Source organism: Seohaeicola zhoushanensis (assembly GCF_014656415.1).
Taxonomy (GTDB): Bacteria; Pseudomonadota; Alphaproteobacteria; order Rhodobacterales; family Rhodobacteraceae; genus Seohaeicola_A; species Seohaeicola_A zhoushanensis.
On sequence record NZ_BNCJ01000012.1, the window covers coordinates 111,029 to 131,989 of the forward strand.

Below are 20,961 nucleotides of genomic sequence, written 5' to 3' on the forward strand. Positions count from 1 at the left end.
AGGCATGAGTTCTGGCCATATGGAATTCCAGACCCGCGTCCGCCGTCTGCTGCGCAAGCATACGGCGATGACACGCGGCTATACCACCCGGATGCGCCCCGACGGGCTGATGGTGGCGGTGCCGCGCCGCCCGCCGCCGCCGGTCTCTCCCCGTTCGGTCGTGATGTGCCTCGGCGTCTTCATCCTGCTCAAGGGCGTTCTGATCGCCGCATTGGGCCCCGGCGATTATGAGCGACGCGTGGTTCGCCTGGCGGAGGGCAATTTTGTCCAGCAGGCCGGCGCCTTTGCCATGAAGGCCGATCCGCTGACGGCGCTGGTCGCGGTCCAGCTTGCGCCGATGATGCGCTAGGGGCTTGGTCTTTAGCGTTTGAATCTTTGACACTTCTGTTCCGCGCCAACGGGGAGGCCGGAAAAAGAAAACGCCGCGTGACCTGGTCACACGGCATTTTTTGCGGGTCCCGTCCGGGCGGGCGGCCGAGGCCGACGTCCGGTCAGAGGCTTGCGCGGCGGTCGGCCACGGTGTCGATGTCGCCACGTGCCAGGCCGATATCTTCCAGTTCACGGTCGCTCAGCGCGGCCAGCGCGTTGCGGGTGATGCGGGCATCGTTCCAGTCACGGATGACGGCCCAGAGGTTTGCGATGTGCGCGCCGATACGGCCAGCAAAGCTTTGCAGGCCATAGGAAGCGCCGGTATCGTATGCAGCCATTTCCTTAGTCCTTTCGAATGGGATGCGTTCGTCAACTTCGGAGCGGCACATATTCCTGCATGATCTGCCGCGCAAGTGGCCCGCCTGCATACTAAACATGCAGTTTGTGCATAGCTGAGGCATTTTAGAAACTATTATATATTTCAGATGCTTGCGCTCAACTTGAGGCGCGAAATGCCAATCTGGCCCTTGCAATAAGGCCACAGCCGTCGCACGTGACGCCGGAAATGTCGCTTTTCGCGCCGCGCCAAAAGTCTTGGCCAATGTTCGCCTTTCGTGCTAGGGCTGGGAAAAGCGAATTGTCGCGCAAGCGGCGGCAAAAAAGACGGGCAGCACATGCGGATACTGGGGATCGATCCGGGGCTCAGGACCCTGGGCTGGGGCGTCATCGACGTCGACGGGTCACGCATGTCCCATGTCGCGAACGGGCTTTGCCCCTCGGAGGGCGAGACCTTGGCCGAGCGTCTGCTGTCGATCTTCGACCAGTTGAGCGCTGTCGTGCGCACCCATGCACCCGAGGCGGCGGCGGTGGAGCAGACCTTCGTCAACAAGGATGGTGCAGGCACGCTGAAGCTCGGCCAGGCACGCGGCGTCGCGCTGCTGGTGCCGGCGCAGGCGGGGCTGTCGATCGGGGAATATGCGCCCAACACGGTCAAGAAGACCGTCGTGGGCGTGGGCCATGCCGCCAAGGAACAGGTGATGCACATGGTGCGCCTGCAGCTGCCCGGCTGCAACCCGGCGGGGCCGGATGCGGCCGACGCGCTGGCGGTGGCGATCTGCCACGCGCATCACGCCTTCAGCCGGATGGGTTCGGCGCGGGTGGTGGCATGATCGGGCGGCTGCGCGGGCGGCTCGACTACCGCACCGCCGACCACGTGCTGATCGACGTGAACGGCGTGGGCTATATCGTCTATGTTTCCGAACGCACCCTGGCCGAGCTGCCGGGGCCGGGCGGCGTGGTCTCGGTCTATACCGACCTGGTGGTGCGCGAGGACCACTGGCAGCTGTTCGGCTTCCTGTCGCTGGCCGAGAAGGAATGGCACCGGCTGCTGATGACGGTGCAGGGGGTGGGGGCAAAGGTCTCGCTGGCGATCCTCGGCGCGCTGGGGCCGGACGGGGTAAGCCGCGCCATCGCGCTGGGCGACTGGGCCTCGGTCAAGGCGGCCAAGGGCGTCGGGCCGAAGACGGCGCAGCGCATCGTGCTCGACCTCAAGGACAAGGCCCCGGCGGTCATGGCGATGGGCGGTATCGCGGGCGGCGCGCTCCCCGACCCGGCCGAGGTGATCGAAGACGAGGCCGCGCCGACCCCGGCCCGCGCGACCGCCCGCTCGGCGGCGCCGTCGGGCAATGGGGCGGCCGTCGCGGATGCGCTCTCGGCGCTGGCCAACCTCGGCTATGGCCCCAGCGATGCGGCCTCGGCGGTGGCCCAGGCGGCGGGCAGCGCGCCGGAGGCAGATGCCGCCACGCTGATCCGCGCGGCGCTGAAGCTGCTGGCGCCGAAGGGATAGTGGGATGAGCCAGCCCGACCCCACCCTTCGTCCCGAACCCTTGCCCGAGGATCACGACCGCGCGCTGCGCCCGCAGATGCTGTCCGAGTTCATCGGCCAGGCCGAGGCGCGCGCCAACCTGCGGGTCTTCCTGCAGTCGGCCCGGCAGCGCGGCGAGGCGATGGATCACACGCTGTTCCACGGGCCGCCGGGCCTTGGCAAGACCACGCTGGCGCAGATCATGGCGCGCGAGCTTGGCGTGAATTTCCGCATGACCTCGGGCCCGGTGCTGGCCCGCGCCGGCGACCTCGCGGCGATCCTCACCAATCTAGAGGCGCGCGACGTGCTCTTCATCGACGAGATCCACCGGATGAACCCGGCGGTCGAGGAGGTGCTCTACCCGGCGCTCGAGGATTTCGAGCTCGACCTGGTTATCGGCGAGGGGCCGGCGGCGCGAACCATGCGGATCGAGTTGCAGCCCTTTACACTGGTGGGCGCGACCACCCGCATGGGGCTGCTCACTACGCCGCTGCGCGACCGGTTCGGCATTCCGGTGCGGTTGCAGTTCTATACCGTCGACGAATTGCACGAGATCGTCAGCCGCAACGCCCGCCTGATGGGCGTGCCCGCCGATCCCGCGGGCGCCCGCGAGATCGCGCGGCGCGCGCGGGGCACGCCGCGCATCGCCGGCCGGCTGCTGCGCCGGGTGGTCGACTTCGCGGTGGTCGAGGGCGACGGCACCATCTCGCGCGCGCTGGCCGACAATGCGCTGACCCGGCTCGGGGTCGACCATCTGGGCCTCGATGGTGCGGACCGCCGCTATCTGCAGCTCATCGCCGAGGCCTACATGGGCGGGCCGGTGGGGATCGAGACGCTTTCGGCCGCGCTTTCGGAGAGCCGGGACGCGCTGGAGGAGGTGATCGAGCCCTATCTCCTGCAGCAGGGGCTGATCCAGCGCACGCCGCGCGGGCGGATGCTGACGCAGGGGGCCTGGACGCATCTCGGCCTCGAGGTACCGCGCCAGATCGGGCAGGGCGACCTCTTCGGCTGAAAGGGGGCGTCAGGCGCCCGCGCCTCAGGCCTGCGCTTCTTCCAGCTTCTCCAGAGCGGTCATCCAGAGCGTTTCGGCGCGGTCGAGGCCGTCCATCACCTCGGCATACTTGCGCTGCCAGACCTCCATCTCGCCGCGCCGCGCGTCTTCGTAGAGTTCGGGGTTGGCGAGGATCTTGGCCAGCTTGTCGCGCATCTCGTTCAGCTTCTCGATGCGCTGCTCGCCCTTCTTCACCTCGGCCCTGAGCGCCTGTACCGACTCGCGCGTCACCTTCTTCGGCTTGACCGCTTCGGTCTTGGCCGCCGGCTTGTCGCGGGCCAGCAGCATGTCGCGGTAGCTTTCGAGGTCGCCCTCGTAGGGCTTCACCGTGCCGTCCGAGACCAGCCAGAGCCGGTCGGCCACCAGACCCAGCAGGTGCATGTCGTGGCTGACCAGGATCACCGCGCCGCTATAGGCGGTGAGCGCCTCGACCAGCGCCTCGCGGCTTTCCATGTCGAGGTGGTTGGTCGGTTCGTCGAGGATCAGCATGTGCGGCGCGTCGATCGTCGCCAGCAGCAGCGAGAGCCGCGCCTTCTGTCCGCCCGAGAGGCGGCCGACCAGCGTGTCGGCTTGGTTGGCGGTCAGCCCGAAGCCGGCGAGGCGCGAGCGCCACTTGCCGGGGCCTTCCGCCGGGCGCAGGCGGCGCAGGTGGTCGAGCGGCGTCTCGTCGATGTGCAGCTCGTCGACCTGGTGCTGGGCGAAATAGCCGATGCGCAGCTTGGAGGATTTCACCATCCGCCCGCCCATCAGCGCGAGGCGGTCCGAGAGCAGCTTGGACAGGGTCGACTTGCCTTGGCCGTTCTTGCCCAAGAGCGCGATGCGGTCGTCCTGGTCGATGCGCAGGTTGAGGCGCGACAGCACCGTGGTGTCGCCATAGCCCGTCGCGCCGCCCTCGATGTTGACGATCGGGGGCGAGAGCTCTTCCGGTTCCGGGAAGGAGAAGGCGCGCAGGGCGGCCTCCTGCGGCGTGTTGATCGGTTTCAGCTTGGCGATCATCTTCAGGCGCGACTGTGCCTGCACCGCCTTCGATGCCTTGGCGCGGAAGCGGTCGACGAAGCTTTGCAGGTGGGCGCGGCGGGCCTCCTGCTTGCGGGCCTCGGATTCGGCCACCGCCAGGCGGGCGGCGCGGGTTTCCACGAAGCTGTCGTAATTGCCCTGGTAGAAGGTCAGCTTCTTGTCTTCCAGGTGCAGGATGCCGCCCACCGCCCGGTTCAGCAGGCCGCGGTCGTGGCTGATGATGATGACGGTATGGGGATAGCGCGCGAGGTAGTTCTCGAGCCAGACTGCGCCTTCGAGGTCGAGGTAGTTGGTCGGTTCGTCGAGCAGCAGCAGGTCGGGTTTCGAGAACAGCACGCCCGCCAGTGCGACGCGCATCCGCCAGCCGCCGGAATAGTCGGAGCAGGGGCGTTTCTGGTCCTCGTCGTCGAAGCCCAGGCCCTTGAGGATCGAGGCGGCGCGGCCCTCGGCCGACCAGGCGTCGATGTCGTTCAGCCGCGCCTGCACCTCGGCGATGCGGGCCGGGTCGGTGGCGTGTTCGGCCTCGGCGAGCAGCGCGGCGCGTTCCTTGTCGGCGGCCAGCACCGTGTCGATCAGCGAGACGTCCGAGGAGGGCACCTCCTGCGCCACGCCGCCGATGCGGGCGCGCGAGGGCAGCGAGATGTCGCCGCTCTCGAGCACGAGTTCGCCCCGGATCAGCCGGAAGAGCGTGGTCTTCCCGGTTCCGTTGCGGCCGACGAGACCCACCTTGTGGCCCTCGGGAATCGTCGCGCTGGCGCCCTCGAAGAGGTTGCGGCCGTCGACGGCATAAGTGATGTCGCTGATCCGTAGCATGGCGGCGCTTTAACAGAGGTGGCGGGGGCAGGGAAGCGGCCTTGCCAGGGGGCGTGCGCGGGGCCGTGCAGGCGCCTAGATATCCATCGGCTTGCAGTCGGTTCGCGCCCAGGCGGGCATCTGGCCCAGCGGGGCGAGGTCGCGGCTGCGGCACCAGCCCTCGGCGAAGCCGTCCTCGTCGATGTCGACGAGGCCCCATTTCGGGCCATGGTCGAGGACGTGCACCATGCGCGCGATGCAGGCATGGGCCTGCGCCGCGCCGTCGGGTTCGTCGTAGATGTCGAGCTTGCCCGCCTTCACCCAGTGGCGCGCGCCGGCCACCGCCCGGAGGCGCGCCTTGTCGTAGGTGCGGATCGAGCCGTCCTTGAGGAAGGCGCCGATGCTGTTGCCCGCCGAAGGGTTCAGGATGTCGGTGTCGATGTGCAGCTGCTGGCCCATCCCGCGGGTCAGGAGGTTCTGGTCGATATCGGTCTTGTTCTGGAACAGCGTCCAGTCGCCCGAGTTCATGAAGGCGCGGGTGCCCTCCCAGGCCGGGGCCTCGGGCACCCAGAAGGCCTCCGCCAGCCCGGCCTCGCGCACGAGGCGGCAGCGCGCGCCCGCGGCGTAGAGGCCGATGCGGAAACGGCCGGCGAAGATCCGGCGCACCTCGCGGAAATAGTCGAGCACGTCGCGGTCGGCGTTCAGCCCGGTGTCGGAGTCGACGCCGAACCAGGTGGTGCTGCCCTCTGGCTGGCCGATCACCCGGGCGCGCTCCAGGCAGAAGGCGGCGTCCTGGCGGGCGCGGGCGCCTGTGTAGCGGTCCTTCGCGCGGCCCTCGAACTGGTAGACGATGGCCAGCGCCAGCCCGTGGTCGTGCAGCAGGTCGCGCTCGCGCCGGGTGACGTTCTTGCAGTTGAGGTTCGCGTTGTTGGTGTCCGAATAGTAGCGAAACACCGTGTCGATCCCCGCATTGCCCAGCGTTTCGAGGAAGCGGTGATTGGGCCGGGTGCAGGCGTTGCTGCCATCGAGCCCCGCCGGCACGCTGTCGCGGTCGAGGAAGGGAGCGTTGGCCATATCGATGACGTGGATGCGGCTGTCGCCGGGGGAGGCGCCGAGGGCCGCGCGAGGGGCCAGCGCCGCGCTGGCGGCGAGCGCGGCGAATTGGCGGCGGCTGAGCGATTGGGGCATCATTGTGGCCGTCCCTGCGGCTGGCGACGCAACGAGCCTAGCAAGCGCAGGTGATTCCCGGAACCGGCGGCCTTTCCAACCCCTCTGGGCCGTGATAACGGGGCGCCGGAAACGAACCCGGTGCGGGGCAGGAATTGTCCCGGACCCGCGAACATGGAGAATTCCGCAATGGCCCTCGAACGCACTTTCTCGATCATCAAGCCCGATGCCACCCGCCGCAACCTGACTGGCAAGATCAATGCCAAGTTCGAAGAGGCCGGCCTGCGCATCATCGCGCAGAAGCGGATCCACATGACCAAGGAGCAGGCCGGCGTATTCTATGCCGTCCACAGCGCGCGCCCCTTCTACGACGAACTCTGCGAGTTCATGTCGTCCGAGCCGGTCGTGGTGCAGGTCCTGGAAGGCGAGAACGCCATTTCGAAGAACCGCGAAATCATGGGCGCGACCAATCCGGCCGACGCGGCCCCCGGCACCATCCGCGCCGAATTCGCCGAGAGCGTTGGCGAGAATTCGGTCCACGGTTCGGACGCCCCGGAAACCGCGGCAGTCGAAATTGCCTATTTCTTTTCGGGACTTGAGCTGGTCGGCTAAGGCCTGACCGCGCGGCGATCAGCGCGGTTCGATTACCCCGATCTCATCGTGGGCCGCTTCCAGCCGGGAGCGGCCCTCGTCGCTTTTGGCGGCCTTGAGCGCGTCGAAGCGAACCCGGAGCGCCGCCTTCTCGGCGCCCCGGCAGTCGTTCCAGGGGCGGCCCTGCAGCGCCATGACCAGCACGTAATAGCCGATGAAATGCGGCCGCGAGCCGGTTTCCAGCAGTCGCGCATAGGCCGCGTCCGGCCCGAGCGCGCGCAGTTCCTCGGCTGAATTTATCCCCGCACGGGTGCAGGCGGCCTCGAAGGCGGGGCCGAGATTCCGGATCGAGGAGACGGGTGTGGGCATCGCGACAAAGGGGGTTGAACCGCCAAAGATGTGGCGAAACGGACCCTAGCGAGAGGGTCTGGACGGTTCAACCGCCGCGAGATTGGAATCTTGCGGCTCGCCATATATAAAAAAAGTGCTAAATCCCGATTGTGACTATTTTAAGGCCTTGGCGGCGTCGTCGGAGGATTTGGTTTGGCACTGGTTACGCCTACGGACTACTCGCACGAGATCTTCGGTACATGGCTCTTCAGCTATCACTGGACGTCTCTCAACCTGACTTACTCCTTCCCGGTCGCCGCGGAGGATTACGGATACGTTGGCCGCACGCCGATCGCCGAGCTGCTGCCGGACCAGGTGTCCGCCGTCGAGCGGGCGATGGCCGAGATTTCAGGCTTTACCCAGCTGACCTTCGAGAAGTCCGGTGAAGCCGGCGACGGCGTTCTGCGCTTTTCGCGCGATACCGGCGAGACGGGGGCCTATGCCTATCTTCCGAACGGAGAGGACTCGGGCGGGGATTCCTTCTATGGCCGCAATACCGCCGGCGCGCAGATCGGCAACGAGGCCAATCTCTACTTCCTGCACGAGCTGGGCCATGCGCTGGGGCTGGAGCACGGCCACCAGTCGGTAACCTTCGCGAAGTCTGCCTACAACTCGCAGGAATTCACGCTGATGACCTACACCGACTACGTCGGTGACACCAACCTGCACGAATATGCCTCGGGCGCGGTCGACTGGGCGCAAAGCTACCAGCAGCTCGACATCGCGGCGCTGCAATATCTCTACGGCGCGAATTACTCGGCGCGGGGCGAGGTCTGGAGCGGTCGGTCGGTCTATACTTTCGACCCGCTCACCGGCGAGATGTCGATCAACGGGGAAGGCCAGGGGACTCCCGCGGGCAACCGGATCTTCCGCACCATCTGGGACGGGCACGGGAAGGATACCTACGACCTGTCGAACTATGACAACGGCGTGCAGATCGACCTGCGGCCCGGCGCCTGGTCGACCTTCTCGCAAGGCCAGCTGGCGGATCTTAACCGTTTCGGCGACGGGCCGAACATGACGGCGCGGGGCAACGTGGCGAATGCGTTGCTGGTGGATGGCGACAACCGGTCGCTGATCGAGAATGCCTTCGGCGGGGCCGGCGAGGACAGTATCATGGGCAACCGGGCCGCGAACCGGTTGAGCGGTCTGGACGGCGACGACTGGATCAATGGGGGTGCCGGCAACGATGTGCTGCTTGGCGGTCGCGGCAACGACACCCTTATCGGTGGGCGCGGTGACGACATCCTGCGCGGCGGTGCGGGCCGCGACACATTGCAGGGCGGCGGTGGGGCGGACCAGCTTTACGGCGGGGCGGGGGCTGACTGTTTCGTCTTCGACCTGCGCTCGGGCGACGGGAGCGAGGCGGGCGTGAGCCGGATCATGGATTTCGTCTCGGGCCTTGATACCATCCAGATTATTGCCGAGGTGGCGGCGCTCGAACTGCGGATCGACCGTTTCTTCAGCCCCGACGGCCCCTCGGTCTCGACCCGCGTGGTGGGCGAGCACACCCGCGTCCGCGTCGATTTCGACGGCGACCGGCAAGCCGACCTGGTGTTCAAGGTGGTGGGCGTCGACCATCTCGTCGACGCGGATTTCCTGTTCTGATCCGGGCCGCCCGCGATTGACAGCGCGGCGGTGCGGGGCGAGGGTGAGCCCGCTTCGGGGAGGGGGCGGGCTTGACCGAAATCACACGCGAGATGGCGCTGGACTTTACCCTTGCGGCGCCGCCGCAGGGGTTCGTGGATGACCCGTTCCCCTGGTATGACGCGCTGCTGGAGCACGCGCCGGTGCTGGTGCAGCCGGATGGCTCGGTTTTCCTGAGCCGTCATGCCGATCTCGACCGGATCTATCGGGACACGACGCTTTACTCCTCGGACAAGAAGGCGGCCTTTGCGCCGAAATTCGGCGCGGGCTCGCCCCTGTTCGAGCATCACACCACCTCGCTCGTTTTCTCCGACCCGCCGCTCCACACGCGGGTGCGGCGGATCATGACCTCGGCGCTGACGCCACGGGCGCTGCAGCGGATGGAGCCGGGGCTGGTCGAGACGGTGGACCGCCTGCTGGAGGGGCTGGCGGGGCAAGGTGGCACGGTCGACCTGATCGAGGATTTCGCCTCGGCCATTCCGATCCAGATCATCGGCAACCTGCTCGACGTGCCGATGGAGGAGCGCGAACCGCTGCGCGACTGGTCGCTGGCGATCCTGGGCGCGCTGGAGCCTTCGCTGACGCCGGAGCAGCTGGAGCGCGGCCATGCGGCGGTGCGCGACTTCAAGGCCTATCTCGAAGACCTCATCGCCCGTCGCCGCGCCCGGCCGGGCGATCCCGAGACCGATGTGCTGACCCGGCTGATCCGGGGCGACGGCGCGGATGCGAAGCTGAGCGAGATCGAGCTGATCCAAAACTGCATCTTCATCCTGAACGCCGGGCACGAGACGACGACCAACCTGATCGGCAACGGCCTGGCGCTGCTGAACGACTGGCCCGACCAGCGGGCGCGGCTGAGGGCCGATCCGGCGCTGATTACCCCGGCGGTCGAGGAGTTCCTGCGCTTCCGCTCGCCCAACCAGCTGGGCAACCGCGAGACCACGGCCGAGATCGAGATCGACGGGATGACGATTCCGAAGGGCACCAACCTGCATCTCTGCATCGGCGCCGCGAACCGCGACCCGGCGGTCTTTGCCGATCCCGCGAGGCTGGATATCGCGCGCAAGCCGAACCGGCACCTTGCCTTTGCCGGCGGGCCGCATGTCTGCGTCGGGCTGACGCTGGCGCGGATGGAGGGGCGGATCGCGATTGCCCGTTTCCTCGACCGATTCCCCGAGTTCCGCCTGGCCGAAGGCCGGGTGAACGGCGGGCGGATGCGCTTTCGCGGCTATGCGAGCCTGCCGGCCGAGCTGGGCTGAGCGCGCTCAGGCCAGGTGGTCGACCAGGGCCATGGCCAGCGCGCCCATCGCGGCGGCGGCCAGCGCGGTCCAGGCCAGGGCGGCACGGCCGAAGCCCCGCGGGGGCGGCGGCGGATCGGCCTGGGCGATCAGCGCGTTTTGCACCAGGCGGGGCAGGCGGGGGCCGAAGCGGGCCAGCACCAGCGCGGTCTGGGCCAGGTCCTTGACCAGCGCGCGCGGGCCGATCGACTGCTTGATGTAATCCTCGACCACCGGCCGGGCGACTTCCCAGATGTTGAGGTTTGGCGAGAGCGAACGCGCCACGCCTTCGACCACCACCATGGTGCGTTGCAGCAGGATCAGCTCGGTCCGGGTTTCCATGCCAAAGCGTTCGGTGACCTCGAAGAGATAGGCGAGCAGGCGGCCCATCGAGATATGCGAGGCATCCATGCCGAATATCGGCTCGCCCACCGCGCGCAGGGCGCGGGCGAATTCGTCGACGTCGCGGTCGGCGGGCACATAGCCGGCCTCGAAATGCACCTCCGCCACGCGCTTGTAGTCGCGGCGGATGAAGCCGAAGAGGATCTCGGCATAAACGCGGCGGGTATACTCGTCGATATGCCCCATGATGCCGAAGTCATAGGCGATGATATCGCCGTTCGGGGCCACCTTGAGGTTGCCCTGGTGCATGTCGGAATGGAAATAGCCGTCGCGCAGGGCGTGCATCAGGAACAGCCGCAGCACCCGCTCGCCCAGCTCGCGGCGGTCGTGCCCGGCGGCATCCAGCGCGGCGTTGTCGCCGAGCGATGTGCCATCGGCCCAGCCCAGCGTCATCACCCGGCGGCCCGAGAGATGCCACTTGATCGGCGGCAGGCGGAAGCCGGCGTCGTCCTTGGTATTGGCCGCGAATTCGCTGGCGGCGGCGCTTTCCAGGCGCAGGTCGAGCTCGCCCTTCACCACGCCGTCGAAATGGGTGATCACCTCCATCGGGCGCAGGCGGCGCGCGCCGGGGGCGAAGAGTTCGATCATGCGGGCGGCGAAGTAGAAGGCGTCGATATCCTTGCGGAAGGCGCGTTCGATGCCGGGGCGCAGCACCTTGACCGCCACGTCCTCGCCGGTGTCGGCCAGCCGGGCCTTGTGGACCTGGGCGATCGAGGCGGCGGCGATCGGCTCGCTGAACTCGGAGAACAGCGCCTCGACCGGCTGGCCGAGTTCGCGCTGCACCTCGGCGCGGGCCTGGGCGGTGGGGAAGGGGGGCAGCTTGTCCTGCAGCACGCGCAGTTGCACCGCCAGATCGTCGCCGACGAGGTCGGGGCGGGTGGAGAGCACCTGGCCGAACTTGATGTAGGCAGGCCCCAGCGCGGTCAGCGCGCGGGTGGCGGGCGGCATTGTCGGGTCGCCGCGATAGCCGAGCCACATGAAGGGCTTGCCGAGCAGGCGCGCGACAAGGCGCAGCATCGGCGGCGCGTCATAAGCGTCGAGGATCACGTCCATCGCGCCGGTGCGCTCGAAGGTGGCGCCGGTACGGATCAGGCGGATGATGTTGTGGGGGCCGCGCATTCAGTGCCCCTGGCTTGGGGCTGCGAGCAGGGCGGCGTCTTGAGAGCGACGGATGCCGCACAGACCGCCGGGCGTCAGCCGGGCAGCGCCTGCCTGCCCCCCGGCAGGCGCTTTCAACCTGTCCGCCAGCGACGCAGCCAGATTATTGCACAACCGAAGCACCGGCTTGGACGTTGCGCGCGGGCGCCCGCCCAGGCAGGCGCTGCCCGGCTGACGCCTTGTCACTGTGGCCCTCACAGTTTCCACCCCGAATGCAGCGCGGCGATGCCGAGGCTGAGGTTGCGGTATTTCGCCTGCTCGAATCCGGCGGTGCGCACCATGCCGAGGAAGGTCTCCTGGTCGGGGAAGTTGCGGATCGATTCGACCAGATACTGGTAACTGTCGCGGTCGCCGGCGATCAGTTGCCCCATGCGCGGGATCACGTTGAAGCTGTAGAGGTCGTAAAGCTTCTGCAGGCCCTCGTTCGGCAGCTGCGAGAACTCGAGCACCATCAGCCGCCCGCCGGGCTTGAGGACGCGGAAGGCCTCGTTCAGCGCCTCCTGCGGGCGGGTCACGTTCCGGATGCCGAAGGAGATGGTGTAGACGTCGAAGGTATTGTCCTCGAAGGGCAGGGCCATCGCATCGCCCACCACCCAGTCGAGGCTGCCCTCCATCTGTGCCGCCTCGGCGCGCTTGCGGCCCTCGACCAGCATCGGTTCGGTCAGATCCAGCACCGTCGCATGGCCGGACCCGGCGCGTTTCAGGAAGCGGAAGGAGATGTCGCCGGTGCCGCCGGCGACATCGAGCAGGCGCTGGCCGGGGCGGGGCGCCAGCCAGTCCATCATCGCATCCTTCCAGAGCCGGTGGATGCCGACGCTCATCACGTCGTTCATCACGTCGTATTTCGAGGCGACCGAGTTGAACACGCCCTGCACGCGCCCGGCCTTTTCGCCCTCAGGGATGGTCTCGCGCCCAAAATGGGTGGTCTTGGGGGTGGTCTCGGTCATGGGGCCTTGCCGTTCGGAAAGTTTGCCCCTTGTTATAGGGCGTTTCCGGGCGGCACAATGCGGCCCCTTTGCACTGGATCGAACCATGCCTGAACTGCCCGAAGTCGAGACCGTCCGCCGCGGGCTTTCCCCGGTGATGGAGGGGCAGGTGATCGCGCGGGCCGAGGTGAACCGGCCCGACCTGCGCTGGCCCTTCCCCGAGCGGATGGCCGAGCGGCTGACAGGGCGGCGGGTGCTGCGGCTGGGAAGGCGGTCGAAGTATCTGATGGCGGATCTCGACTCGGGCGAGACGCTGCTGATGCACTTGGGCATGTCGGGGCGAATGACGGTTTCAGGCGATCCGCTGGGGGTGTTCACGCATGAGCACGCAATGCCCGAGAAGCACGACCACGTGGTCTTCCACATGGAAAACGGCACGCGGATCGTGTTCAACGACCCGCGCCGCTTTGGCGCGATGGACCTTATGGAGACGGCGCGCGCCGCTGAACACCGGCTGATCTCGGTGCTGGGGCCCGAGCCGCTGGGCAACGATTTCCACGAGGATCACCTCGTTGCGGCCTTCCGGGGCAAGAATACACCGGTGAAGGCGGCGCTGCTCGATCAGGGAATCGTCGCGGGGCTGGGCAATATCTATGTCTGCGAGGCGCTGTTCCGGGCCGGGATCTCGCCCCGGCGCAAGGCGGGGCAGATCGCCGCGGCGCGGGTGGCGGCGCTGGTGCCGATCATCCGGGCGGTATTGGGCGAGGCGATCGAGGCGGGCGGGTCGAGCCTGAAGGATTACCGGCGCGCGGACGGGGAGTTGGGCTATTTCCAGCACTCCTTCGACGTCTACGGGCGCGAGGGCGAACCTTGCCGCCGGCCAGGCTGCGACGGCACCGTGGGCCGACTGGTGCAGTCGGGGCGGTCGTCCTTCCACTGCCCGAAATGCCAAAGATAACTTGCAGCCCTGCACTCGCATGGTAAGGACTCCGGTACAAACGGAACAATCGAGAGCACGCGCCCATGGCCTTTGAGATGATCACCGTAGACACGGAAGATTATGTCGCCCTGATACGCCTGAACCGTCCGGATGCGCTGAATGCGCTCAATTCCCAACTGCTCGACGAACTCTGCACCGCGCTGGAAGAGGCCGATGGCAGCGAGAAGGTGCGCTGCATCGTCATCACCGGCTCGGAGAAGGCCTTTGCCGCCGGCGCCGACATCAAGGAGATGTCGGAGAAGAGCTTTGTCGACGTCTTCACCGAGAACATGTTCGCCGGTGCCAACGACCGGATTACCCGTATCCGCAAGCCGGTGATCGCCGCCGTCGCGGGTTACGCGCTGGGCGGGGGGTGTGAGCTGGCGATGGCCTGCGACTTCATCATCGCCGCCGATACCGCCAAGTTCGGCCAGCCCGAGATCAACCTGGGCGTGATGGCCGGGCTGGGCGGCACCCAGCGGCTGACCCGCTTCGTCGGCAAGTCCAAGTCGATGGACATGAACCTGACCGGACGTTTCATGACCGCCGAGGAGGCCGAGCGCGCCGGGCTGGTGAGCCGTGTGGTGCCGGCCAAGAAGCTGATGGAAGAGGCAATGGCCGCGGCGCAGAAGATCGCCGAGAAGTCGATGCTCTCGGTCATGGCAATCAAGGAATCGGTGAACCGGTCCTACGAGACCACGCTGGCCGAAGGCATCCTCTTCGAGCGCCGGGTGTTCCACTCGATGTTCGCCACCGAGGACCAGAAGGAAGGCATGAGCGCCTTCATGGAAAAGCGCCAGCCGCAGTTCCGCGACAAGTAAGCCTCTCGGGGGCGGCGTCAGGCGCCGTCTCCGGCCAGGTTGCCGATTAGCTGTTCCCTTTCGCGGAACTTTGCGCTAGAGGCAGCCCACACATGCGTGCGAGACCCGCTCTGGTCAGAATCAGCCGGTTATGAACCCGGTCGGGCCTTGGCTGCGCAGAACCTATTGCAATCGACCCGATCAGAGGGAAACCAACATGGCCAATTCGCCGCAGTCCAAGAAACGCGCCCGCCAGAACGAAGCCCGTTTCGCCATCAACAAAGCCCGCCGTTCGCGCATCCGTACCTTCCTGCGCAAGGTCGAGGAAGCCATTGCTTCGGGCAACCAGGAAGCCGCTGTCGCCGCCCTGCGCGCCGCCCAGCCCGAGATGATGCGCGGCGTCACCAAGGGTGTGTTGCACAAAAACACTGTCGCCCGGAAGATGTCGCGCCTGTCGTCGCGCGTGAAGGCGATGGCCTGATCCGCAAGGCGCGATCTTAAGTGCAAGAACCACAAGGCGTTGCCATCGGCAGCGCCTTTTTCACGTCTGCGAGCGGGTGTTGCGAGAATCTGTGCAGCCCCGCCGCCCTCCCGGGGAAAACGGGAGTCAACAGCATAGTTTCGTTGCCGCTCTCCTGCGGGAATTGCTAGGACGGTTGAGCGATTCACTCGCTTGGGGGGACAGGACGTCAGCGGCGATTCCCGGCAGGCATTCGGGGATTTTCCGATGACGATACCGTAACACCCGGCCACCCCGGTCGGTGCGGTGCGCGACGTTGCAAAGCTGCTCGCAGCAACGAAGCCCTGTCAAAATGATGTGTCCGTGGCGCCTGTCGCCCGGTCTCTGCGCCCACCAGGGCAAGGAGCCGGGAGGGCGTTGCGAGAAGTGTTCCTGGGGGAACATTTCCATCCGCAAAGGGATGGAACGTCATTTCTTTTGCTTGTGAATCGGCCGGTCGGGACACCGGCAATACAAAATCAGGCTGAAAGGCCGAGGGGATGCATGGGGCGATAAAAATGAACGACGACCAGTGGGGCAAACTCAGACAGCGATTGTTGAAGACTGTCGGTCAGAACAACTACACAACCTGGATCGAACCGCTCGAATTCAATGGGTTGAAAGACGAAGTGGCGATGTTTCACGTCCCCACCAACTTTACCGGAAACTATGTCGGTCAGAACTTCTCGGACTTGATTCTGTACGAATTCAAGGCTGCAGGCCACGAAGTGAAGCGCCTGCTGTTTCAGGTGGCACGGAAAAGCGGTGAGCCGCGTGCGGCGCGCAGGGCCGAACCGGGGCCGGAGCCGGTCGCGGTGGCCGTGGACGCGGCCAAACACAGCGGCCAGCGCGTGATGCGGGCGCAGCCGGAGGCGCGCACGGCCGATGACACGGTGACGGAGCTCTATACCGCGCCGCTCGATCCGCGCTTTTCCTTCGACACCTTCGTTGTCGGCAAGCCGAACGAACTGGCCCATGCCGCCGCCCGCCGGGTGAGTGAGGGCGGGCCGGTCACGTTCAACCCGCTGGTGCTCTACGGTGGCGTCGGCCTCGGCAAGACGCACCTGATGCACGCCATCGCGCGCGAAATGCGCAGCCGCAATCCGAAGGCCAACATCCTCTATCTCTCGGCGGAACAGTTCATGTACCGCTTCGTGCAGGCGCTGCGCGAGAAGAAGATGCTGGACTTCAAGCAGATGTTCCGTTCGGTCGACGTGCTGATGGTGGACGACGTCCAGTTCATCGCCGGCAAGGATTCCACCCAGGAGGAATTCTTCCACACGTTCAACGCGCTGGTCGACCAGCACAAGCAGATCATCATCTCGGCCGACCGCGCGCCGGGCGAGATCAAGGACCTCGAAGAACGCGTCCAGTCGCGCCTGCAATGCGGGCTGGTCGTCGACCTGCACCCGACGGATTACGAGCTGCGGCTCGGCATCCTGCAATCGAAGGTGCAACAGTATCGCAATACCTATCCGGGCCTGCAGATCGCCGACGGGATCCTCGAGTTCCTGGCCGCGCGTATCTCGACCAACGTCCGCGTGCTGGAAGGCGCGCTGACCCGTCTCTTCGCCTTCGCCTCGCTGGTCGGGCGCGAGATCGACATGGAGCTGACGCAGGACTGCCTCGCCGACGTGCTGCGCGCCTCGGAGCGCAAGGTCACGGTGGAAGAGATCCAGCGCAAGGTCTCGGAATATTACACCATCCGCCTTTCGGACATGATCGGGCCGAAGCGGCTGCGGTCCTATGCCCGGCCGCGCCAGGTGGCCATGTATCTTTGCAAGCAGCTCACCACGCGCTCGCTGCCCGAGATCGGCCGCCGCTTTGGCGGGCGCGATCACACCACCGTCATGCACGGGGTGCGCCGGATCGAGGAGCTGAAGGAATCCGACAGTCAGATGGCCGAAGATATCGAGAACCTGCGCCGCCAGCTCGACGAGTAAGGCGGCAGACGGGGGACAGGGACGGGGCGGTGTCGCAAAGCGGCGCCGCCCCGTGTCGTTTGGGCGTTTGACAGGGCAGGGACGATGCGCCTTCCTGAGGGCAAGCCGAAGGAGTGCCCATGTCGAACGACCCGCTGCTGCAGCCCTACCAGCTCAAGCATCTGACCCTGAAGAACCGGCTGATGATCACCAGCCATGAACCGGCCTATGCCGAGGACGGGATGCCCAAGGCGCGCTATCGCGCCTATCACGCCGAGCGGGCGCGCGCCGGGGTGGCGCTGACCATGACCGCCGGCTCGGCCAGCGTCTCGCGCGACAGCCCGCCGGCCTTCAACAACATCCTCGCCTGGAAGGACGAGGTGGTCGGCTGGATGCGCGAGCTGGCGGACGAATGCCACGGGCATGGCGCGGCGGTGATGATCCAGCTGACCCATCTGGGCCGCCGCACCCGCTGGGACAAGGGCGACTGGCTGCCGGTGGTTTCCTCCGGTTACGCGCGCGAGCCGGCGCACCGGGCCTTTCCCAAGCTCGCCGAGGACTGGGACATCGAGCGGATCATCCGCGACTATGCCGATGCGGCCGAGCGGATGATGGCGGCGGGGCTCGACGGGATCGAGCTCGAATCCTACGGCCACCTGATGGATGCCTTCTGGTCGCCGGGGCTGAACGACCTGGAGGGGCCCTATGGGGCGGCCAGCCTCGACGACCGGATGCGCTTTGCCTTCGACGTGCTGCGGGCGATCCGCGACCGGGTGGGCGAGCGCTTCATTGTCGGCATCCGCTATGCCGCCGACGAGGTCAGGGCCGGCGGGGTGACGGCCGAGGAGGGGATGGAGATCTCGCATCGGCTGAAGGCCAGCGGGCTGGTCGATTTCCTGAACATCATCCGCGGCCATATCGAGACCGACGCGGCGCTGACCGGGGTGATTCCGGTGCAGGGGATGCGCAGCGCCCCGCATCTCGATTTCGCGGGGCAGGTGCGGGCGGGGACGGGCATCCCGACCTTCCACGCCGCCCGCATCCAGGACGTGGCGACGGCGCGCCATGCCATCACCACAGGCAAGCTCGACATGGTGGGGATGACGCGGGCGCATCTGGCCGACCCGCATATCGTCGCCAAGATTCTGCGCGGCGAGGAGGATCGCATCCGGCCCTGCGTGGGGGCGAACTACTGCCTCGACCGGATCTACATGGGTGGCGCGGCGCATTGCCTGCACAACCCCTCCTCGGGGCGCGAGCTGGAGCAGCCGCATGCGATCTCCAGGGCCGGGAAGCCGCGACGGGTGGTGATCGTGGGCGCAGGCCCGGCGGGGCTGGAGGCCGCGCGGGTGGCGGCGGAACGCGGGCACGAGGTGATCGTGCACGAGGCGGCCAACGATCCCGGCGGTCAGGTGCGGCTGAGTGCACAGACGGCGCGGCGGGCCGAGATGATCGGGGTGATCGACTGGCGATTCGCCGAATGCACCCGGCTGGGGGTGACGTTCCACTTCAACAGTCTCGCCGACGCCGGGACGGTGACGGCCCATGCCCCGGACGTGGTGATCGTCGCCACCGGCGGGCTGCCCGAGACCGGCAGCCATGACCTTGCGGTCTCGGCCTGGGATATCCTCTCGGGCGATGTGGCGCCGGGGGGCGATGTGCTGATCTACGACGACGCCGGCGATTTTGCCGCGCTGCAGGCCGCCGAGAAGATCGCGCTGGCGGGCGGGCGGGTCGAGATCATGACCCGCGACCGCACCTTCGCCCCCGAGGTGATGGGCATGTCGCTGACCCCGGCGCTTCGAGTGCTGCAGGCCCATGACGCGACCTTCACTGTTGCCTGGAAGCTCGACAGGCTGCGGCGCGAGGGCAACCGGCTGGTCGCGACCATAGGCACGGATTACTCGGAGGTCACGCGCGAGCGGGTGGTCGACCAGGTGGTGGTCAACCACGGCACGCGGCCGCTGGACGAGCTCTACTTCGACCTGCGGCCCGGATCGGTGAACCTGGGCGAGGTCGACTACGGCGCGCTGGTCGAGAATCGCCCGCAGGGCGTGGTGCGCAATCCGCAAGGCGCCTACCAGCTGTTCCGCATCGGCGATGCGGTGGCGGCGCGCAACACCCATGCGGCGATCTACGACGCGCTGCGGCTCGGCCGCATGCTCTGAGCCCCGCCTTGCGCCCGGCGGCGCGATGCGGCATTCCGGGGGCATCCATCCGGCCCCGAACAGGAGACCTTGCGATGTCCTGCCCGATCTGCGGCGAAGAAACCCGCAAAGACTGGCGCCCCTTCTGCTCGCGCCGCTGCGCCGATGTCGACTTCGGACGCTGGGTCAGCGGCAGCTACGCGATTCCCTCGCGCGACCCCGAAGACCTCGAAAAGGCCGAGGAAGAAGCCGCCCGCGCTGCCGATCGGATGCATTGACGCCCACGCCGGCAACTTGCCCGCAAACAAACGCAAAAAAGCGTCTGGACACTGGCAAGGCTTGGCCCTAGAACGCGCAAACCCGACAGGCCCAGCCTGTCCCCGTGCCCGGGTAGCTCAGGGGTAGAGCAGTGGATTGAAAATCCTCGTGTCGGTGGTTCGATTCCGCCCCCGGGCACCACTTCCATTGATTTTATTGGCTATTTTGCCGACGGAGGGGGCGGTTGAGGGGGCGAATCGCATTTGGTGGCGATGGTGGTTCCGGTAATTTCGGAGGTAAGCGTTGCATCTGACCCCCACTCCGCCCTCTGACATAGCACGCGGCCCGGATGGTAACTTGGCTCCTGATAAGATCAGGAGGCTGCTATGGCGGAAAACGAAGTATGGGGCTTTTCTATCGAGAAAAGCCCTGCCGGAAAGAACATCTGGCCCAATGAATTGAAGTGGGAAGCTACACGCCGCATTCGGGAAGAGGGTCAGTCTCCCGGCGATATCGCGGCCGAGCTGGGTGCGCATGAGTGTTTGGTGCGCAAGTGGTCTGTCGCTGACCGGAGACGGCGTGGCGAGAAAATCCACGTCGAGGGACCCGCATTTACAGCAATCAGCGTTGAAGGCGAGGCCCAGACAGCAGTCGCTCCACACGCCCCTTCGGGCAGCCCAAGCGGCTTTGGACGTATTCTATGCGGTTCCGTGACCATCGAGTTTCCACTGGGCATTTCCCAAGGCGACCTCATGAAGCTGATGCAGGTAGTGGGGCAGCTCCAGTGATTTCGCCGTCGAACAAGTACAAAGTCTACCTTGCCACGACACCCGTCGATTTCCGGAAGGGCATGGATGGTCTGGCAAACTATGTACTCAGCAATTTTGATCTCGACCCGCTATCGGGAGCGTTCTTCGTTTTCAGATCGAAAGGTCGAGACAAGATTAAGGTCTTGATGTGGGACGGTACGGGTCTTGTGTTGATCTACAAACGAATTGAAGGCGCAGGGTTCGTTTGGCCAAAGCTGACCGAAGCGAACATCTCGATGACCAAGGCCCAGTTCGAAGCCTTGTTTGAGGGCCTTGACTGGAGGCGGGTGGAATCTGCGGACTATCGTCGTCCTCGGGTGGCCTAGCAGTACTGAGGGCATCGACGCACCTCTCCATTGCTGAGTTGATTGAGTGGCGAATGTGGCCGACGCCCCTGAGTAGAACTGCGAATCGGTGGGACGTCTCGCCCGCCCCACCGCGTCTCAGGGCGATCTTAGAATGGCTCCACACGACGCCATGCTCAAATTTCAGTCAATTTTTGTGACCTAAAATCATAATGTTACGTATGATCACAGGAATCCCTCTGTGTGTCCAGATAACTGCGAATTTTTAATGCTGGCCACTGTTTCAAGGTTGCCAGACCCGCGCATAGACAGCATCCAGATCATACCGAAACGCAGAAGGTAGCTTAGCCCGGCCTTTCATAACGCGAGGCAGTAGGTGGTTCCGCTGGGCTCGAAGTAACAGAAGGCGTAGCTAATCGCTGCGTTCGGTATATGACTGAATCAATTGACAGCCTCACGGCTGACATCTTGGCTTCTGGAGCCGAAAACTCGTGTGACCTTGCTGATCGTACGGAAGTGCTGTGGCGTGACCTTTGAATAGCCCCGTGTATCGTGGACGCCTTCTTCGCTAATTTTGAGGCAAGGAGGCCA

General features: G+C 66.1%; 21 protein-coding genes and 1 tRNA gene. 16 read left to right on the top strand and 6 right to left on the bottom strand.

Going from position 1 to position 20,961, the window contains the following annotated elements:
- Window positions 1-4: 4 nt before the first annotated feature.
- The gene (locus IE266_RS18125) at window positions 5-349 is read left to right on the top strand and encodes a hypothetical protein (RefSeq protein ID WP_189681526.1); all 345 of its coding nucleotides are present in this window, start codon (window positions 5-7) and stop codon (window positions 347-349) included.
- Between the two features lie 142 nt (window positions 350-491).
- On the opposite strand, the gene IE266_RS18130 is transcribed toward IE266_RS18125, so the two are convergent.
- Window positions 492-707 carry a DUF1127 domain-containing protein gene (locus IE266_RS18130; protein ID WP_189681527.1) on the bottom strand — a complete coding sequence of 72 codons (216 nt, stop codon included), beginning with the start codon at window positions 705-707 and terminating at the stop codon, window positions 492-494.
- A gap of 336 nt (window positions 708-1,043) precedes the next feature.
- Here IE266_RS18130 and ruvC point away from each other — a divergent pair, with 336 nt between their 5' ends.
- The 3 genes from ruvC to ruvB are packed head-to-tail and all read left to right on the top strand — an operon-like array spanning window position 1,044 to window position 3,245.
- Window positions 1,044-1,538 (top strand): crossover junction endodeoxyribonuclease RuvC, encoded by a 495-nt coding sequence (ruvC, locus tag IE266_RS18135; RefSeq protein WP_189681528.1) that lies wholly within the window; start codon window positions 1,044-1,046, stop codon window positions 1,536-1,538.
- Window positions 1,535-2,215 carry a Holliday junction branch migration protein RuvA gene (ruvA, locus tag IE266_RS18140; RefSeq protein ID WP_189681529.1) on the top strand — a complete coding sequence of 227 codons (681 nt, stop codon included), beginning with the start codon at window positions 1,535-1,537 and terminating at the stop codon, window positions 2,213-2,215. Before ruvC ends, ruvA begins: the two co-directional genes overlap by 4 nt.
- Window positions 2,216-2,219: 4 nt before the next feature.
- Window positions 2,220-3,245: a Holliday junction branch migration DNA helicase RuvB gene (gene ruvB, locus IE266_RS18145; RefSeq protein WP_189681530.1), complete on the top strand. Its 1,026-nt coding sequence runs from the start codon at window positions 2,220-2,222 to the stop codon at window positions 3,243-3,245.
- Window positions 3,246-3,269: 24 nt separating this feature from the next.
- Here the strand turns inward: ruvB and IE266_RS18150 are convergent, their stop codons facing one another.
- Together IE266_RS18150 and IE266_RS18155 are read right to left on the bottom strand one after the other, a co-directional pair.
- A complete protein-coding gene (locus IE266_RS18150) occupies window positions 3,270-5,114 on the bottom strand; it encodes an ABC-F family ATP-binding cassette domain-containing protein (RefSeq protein ID WP_189681531.1) in 1,845 nt (614 codons plus the stop codon).
- A 75-nt stretch (window positions 5,115-5,189) separates the two neighbouring features.
- Window positions 5,190-6,284: a glycoside hydrolase domain-containing protein gene (locus IE266_RS18155; protein ID WP_189681532.1), complete on the bottom strand. Its 1,095-nt coding sequence runs from the start codon at window positions 6,282-6,284 to the stop codon at window positions 5,190-5,192.
- Between the two features lie 165 nt (window positions 6,285-6,449).
- On the opposite strand from IE266_RS18155, the gene ndk reads away from it, so the two are divergent.
- On the top strand, window positions 6,450-6,872 hold the full coding sequence (gene ndk / locus IE266_RS18160; protein WP_189681533.1) for a nucleoside-diphosphate kinase: 423 nt from the start codon (window positions 6,450-6,452) through the stop codon (window positions 6,870-6,872).
- 18 nt (window positions 6,873-6,890) lie between these two features.
- Here ndk and IE266_RS18165 read toward each other — a convergent pair whose 3' ends face one another.
- Window positions 6,891-7,220, bottom strand: a complete 330-nt coding sequence (locus IE266_RS18165) for a TfoX/Sxy family DNA transformation protein (RefSeq protein ID WP_189681534.1) — start codon at window positions 7,218-7,220, stop codon at window positions 6,891-6,893.
- Between the two features lie 174 nt (window positions 7,221-7,394).
- Between IE266_RS18165 and IE266_RS18170 the strand changes: the two genes are divergently transcribed.
- Together IE266_RS18170 and IE266_RS18175 are read left to right on the top strand one after the other, a co-directional pair.
- Entirely contained in the window at window positions 7,395-8,849 is a 1,455-nt protein-coding gene (locus IE266_RS18170) for a M10 family metallopeptidase C-terminal domain-containing protein (protein ID WP_189681535.1), read from the top strand.
- A gap of 92 nt (window positions 8,850-8,941) precedes the next feature.
- Complete coding sequence (locus tag IE266_RS18175) at window positions 8,942-10,147, top strand: cytochrome P450 (RefSeq protein ID WP_189681555.1); 1,206 nt, start codon at window positions 8,942-8,944, stop codon at window positions 10,145-10,147.
- 6 nt (window positions 10,148-10,153) lie between these two features.
- On the opposite strand, the gene ubiB is transcribed toward IE266_RS18175, so the two are convergent.
- Together ubiB and ubiE are read right to left on the bottom strand one after the other, a co-directional pair.
- Complete coding sequence (ubiB, locus tag IE266_RS18180; RefSeq protein ID WP_189681536.1) at window positions 10,154-11,686, bottom strand: 2-polyprenylphenol 6-hydroxylase; 1,533 nt, start codon at window positions 11,684-11,686, stop codon at window positions 10,154-10,156.
- Between the two features lie 233 nt (window positions 11,687-11,919).
- Complete coding sequence (gene ubiE / locus IE266_RS18185) at window positions 11,920-12,672, bottom strand: bifunctional demethylmenaquinone methyltransferase/2-methoxy-6-polyprenyl-1,4-benzoquinol methylase UbiE (protein ID WP_189681537.1); 753 nt, start codon at window positions 12,670-12,672, stop codon at window positions 11,920-11,922.
- A gap of 85 nt (window positions 12,673-12,757) precedes the next feature.
- Between ubiE and mutM the strand changes: the two genes are divergently transcribed.
- The 9 genes from mutM (at window position 12,758) to tnpB (ending at window position 20,391) form a co-directional block, all read left to right on the top strand.
- A complete protein-coding gene (gene mutM, locus IE266_RS18190; RefSeq protein WP_189681538.1) occupies window positions 12,758-13,609 on the top strand; it encodes a bifunctional DNA-formamidopyrimidine glycosylase/DNA-(apurinic or apyrimidinic site) lyase in 852 nt (283 codons plus the stop codon).
- Window positions 13,610-13,674: 65 nt separating this feature from the next.
- Window positions 13,675-14,451, top strand: a complete 777-nt coding sequence (acuK, locus tag IE266_RS18195) for an acryloyl-CoA hydratase (protein ID WP_189681539.1) — start codon at window positions 13,675-13,677, stop codon at window positions 14,449-14,451.
- A gap of 196 nt (window positions 14,452-14,647) precedes the next feature.
- Window positions 14,648-14,911, top strand: a complete 264-nt coding sequence (gene rpsT / locus IE266_RS18200) for a 30S ribosomal protein S20 (protein ID WP_189681540.1) — start codon at window positions 14,648-14,650, stop codon at window positions 14,909-14,911.
- 536 nt (window positions 14,912-15,447) lie between these two features.
- Entirely contained in the window at window positions 15,448-16,872 is a 1,425-nt protein-coding gene (dnaA, locus tag IE266_RS18205; RefSeq protein ID WP_189681541.1) for a chromosomal replication initiator protein DnaA, read from the top strand.
- Between the two features lie 119 nt (window positions 16,873-16,991).
- Complete coding sequence (locus tag IE266_RS18210; protein ID WP_189681542.1) at window positions 16,992-19,019, top strand: NADH:flavin oxidoreductase; 2,028 nt, start codon at window positions 16,992-16,994, stop codon at window positions 19,017-19,019.
- Between the two features lie 74 nt (window positions 19,020-19,093).
- Window positions 19,094-19,276, top strand: coding sequence for a DNA gyrase inhibitor YacG (locus IE266_RS18215; protein WP_189681543.1), 183 nt, complete (start codon window positions 19,094-19,096; stop codon window positions 19,274-19,276).
- Between the two features lie 106 nt (window positions 19,277-19,382).
- Window positions 19,383-19,457: transfer RNA gene (locus IE266_RS18220), tRNA-Phe, on the top strand.
- 185 nt (window positions 19,458-19,642) lie between these two features.
- On the top strand, window positions 19,643-20,044 hold the full coding sequence (locus IE266_RS18225) for a hypothetical protein (protein WP_189681544.1): 402 nt from the start codon (window positions 19,643-19,645) through the stop codon (window positions 20,042-20,044).
- The gene (tnpB, locus tag IE266_RS18230; RefSeq protein ID WP_229864256.1) at window positions 20,041-20,391 is read left to right on the top strand and encodes an IS66 family insertion sequence element accessory protein TnpB; all 351 of its coding nucleotides are present in this window, start codon (window positions 20,041-20,043) and stop codon (window positions 20,389-20,391) included. Before IE266_RS18225 ends, tnpB begins: the two co-directional genes overlap by 4 nt.
- Window positions 20,392-20,961 lie beyond the last annotated feature (570 nt).

Excerpts from the sequence above, each read along its gene's own strand:
- dnaA (WP_189681541.1), top strand. The coding sequence starts at position 15,448 with ATGAACGACGACCAGTGGGGCAAACTCAGACAGCGATTGTTGAAGACT.
- ruvC (WP_189681528.1), top strand. The coding sequence starts at position 1,044 with ATGCGGATACTGGGGATCGATCCGGGGCTCAGGACCCTGGGCTGGGGC.
- IE266_RS18155 (WP_189681532.1), bottom strand. The coding sequence starts at position 6,284 with ATGATGCCCCAATCGCTCAGCCGCCGCCAATTCGCCGCGCTCGCCGCC.
- IE266_RS18225 (WP_189681544.1), top strand. The coding sequence starts at position 19,643 with ATGGCGGAAAACGAAGTATGGGGCTTTTCTATCGAGAAAAGCCCTGCC.
- ruvB (WP_189681530.1), top strand. The coding sequence starts at position 2,220 with ATGAGCCAGCCCGACCCCACCCTTCGTCCCGAACCCTTGCCCGAGGAT.
- mutM (WP_189681538.1), top strand. The coding sequence starts at position 12,758 with ATGCCTGAACTGCCCGAAGTCGAGACCGTCCGCCGCGGGCTTTCCCCG.
- rpsT (WP_189681540.1), top strand. The coding sequence starts at position 14,648 with ATGGCCAATTCGCCGCAGTCCAAGAAACGCGCCCGCCAGAACGAAGCC.
- ndk (WP_189681533.1), top strand. The coding sequence starts at position 6,450 with ATGGCCCTCGAACGCACTTTCTCGATCATCAAGCCCGATGCCACCCGC.
- IE266_RS18210 (WP_189681542.1), top strand. The coding sequence starts at position 16,992 with ATGTCGAACGACCCGCTGCTGCAGCCCTACCAGCTCAAGCATCTGACC.
- ubiE (WP_189681537.1), bottom strand. The coding sequence starts at position 12,672 with ATGACCGAGACCACCCCCAAGACCACCCATTTTGGGCGCGAGACCATC.
- IE266_RS18165 (WP_189681534.1), bottom strand. The coding sequence starts at position 7,220 with ATGCCCACACCCGTCTCCTCGATCCGGAATCTCGGCCCCGCCTTCGAG.
- IE266_RS18150 (WP_189681531.1), bottom strand. The coding sequence starts at position 5,114 with ATGCTACGGATCAGCGACATCACTTATGCCGTCGACGGCCGCAACCTC.
- IE266_RS18175 (WP_189681555.1), top strand. The coding sequence starts at position 8,942 with ATGGCGCTGGACTTTACCCTTGCGGCGCCGCCGCAGGGGTTCGTGGAT.
- IE266_RS18215 (WP_189681543.1), top strand. The coding sequence starts at position 19,094 with ATGTCCTGCCCGATCTGCGGCGAAGAAACCCGCAAAGACTGGCGCCCC.
- ruvA (WP_189681529.1), top strand. The coding sequence starts at position 1,535 with ATGATCGGGCGGCTGCGCGGGCGGCTCGACTACCGCACCGCCGACCAC.
- acuK (WP_189681539.1), top strand. The coding sequence starts at position 13,675 with ATGGCCTTTGAGATGATCACCGTAGACACGGAAGATTATGTCGCCCTG.
- IE266_RS18130 (WP_189681527.1), bottom strand. The coding sequence starts at position 707 with ATGGCTGCATACGATACCGGCGCTTCCTATGGCCTGCAAAGCTTTGCT.
- IE266_RS18125 (WP_189681526.1), top strand. The coding sequence starts at position 5 with ATGAGTTCTGGCCATATGGAATTCCAGACCCGCGTCCGCCGTCTGCTG.
- ubiB (WP_189681536.1), bottom strand. The coding sequence starts at position 11,686 with ATGCGCGGCCCCCACAACATCATCCGCCTGATCCGTACCGGCGCCACC.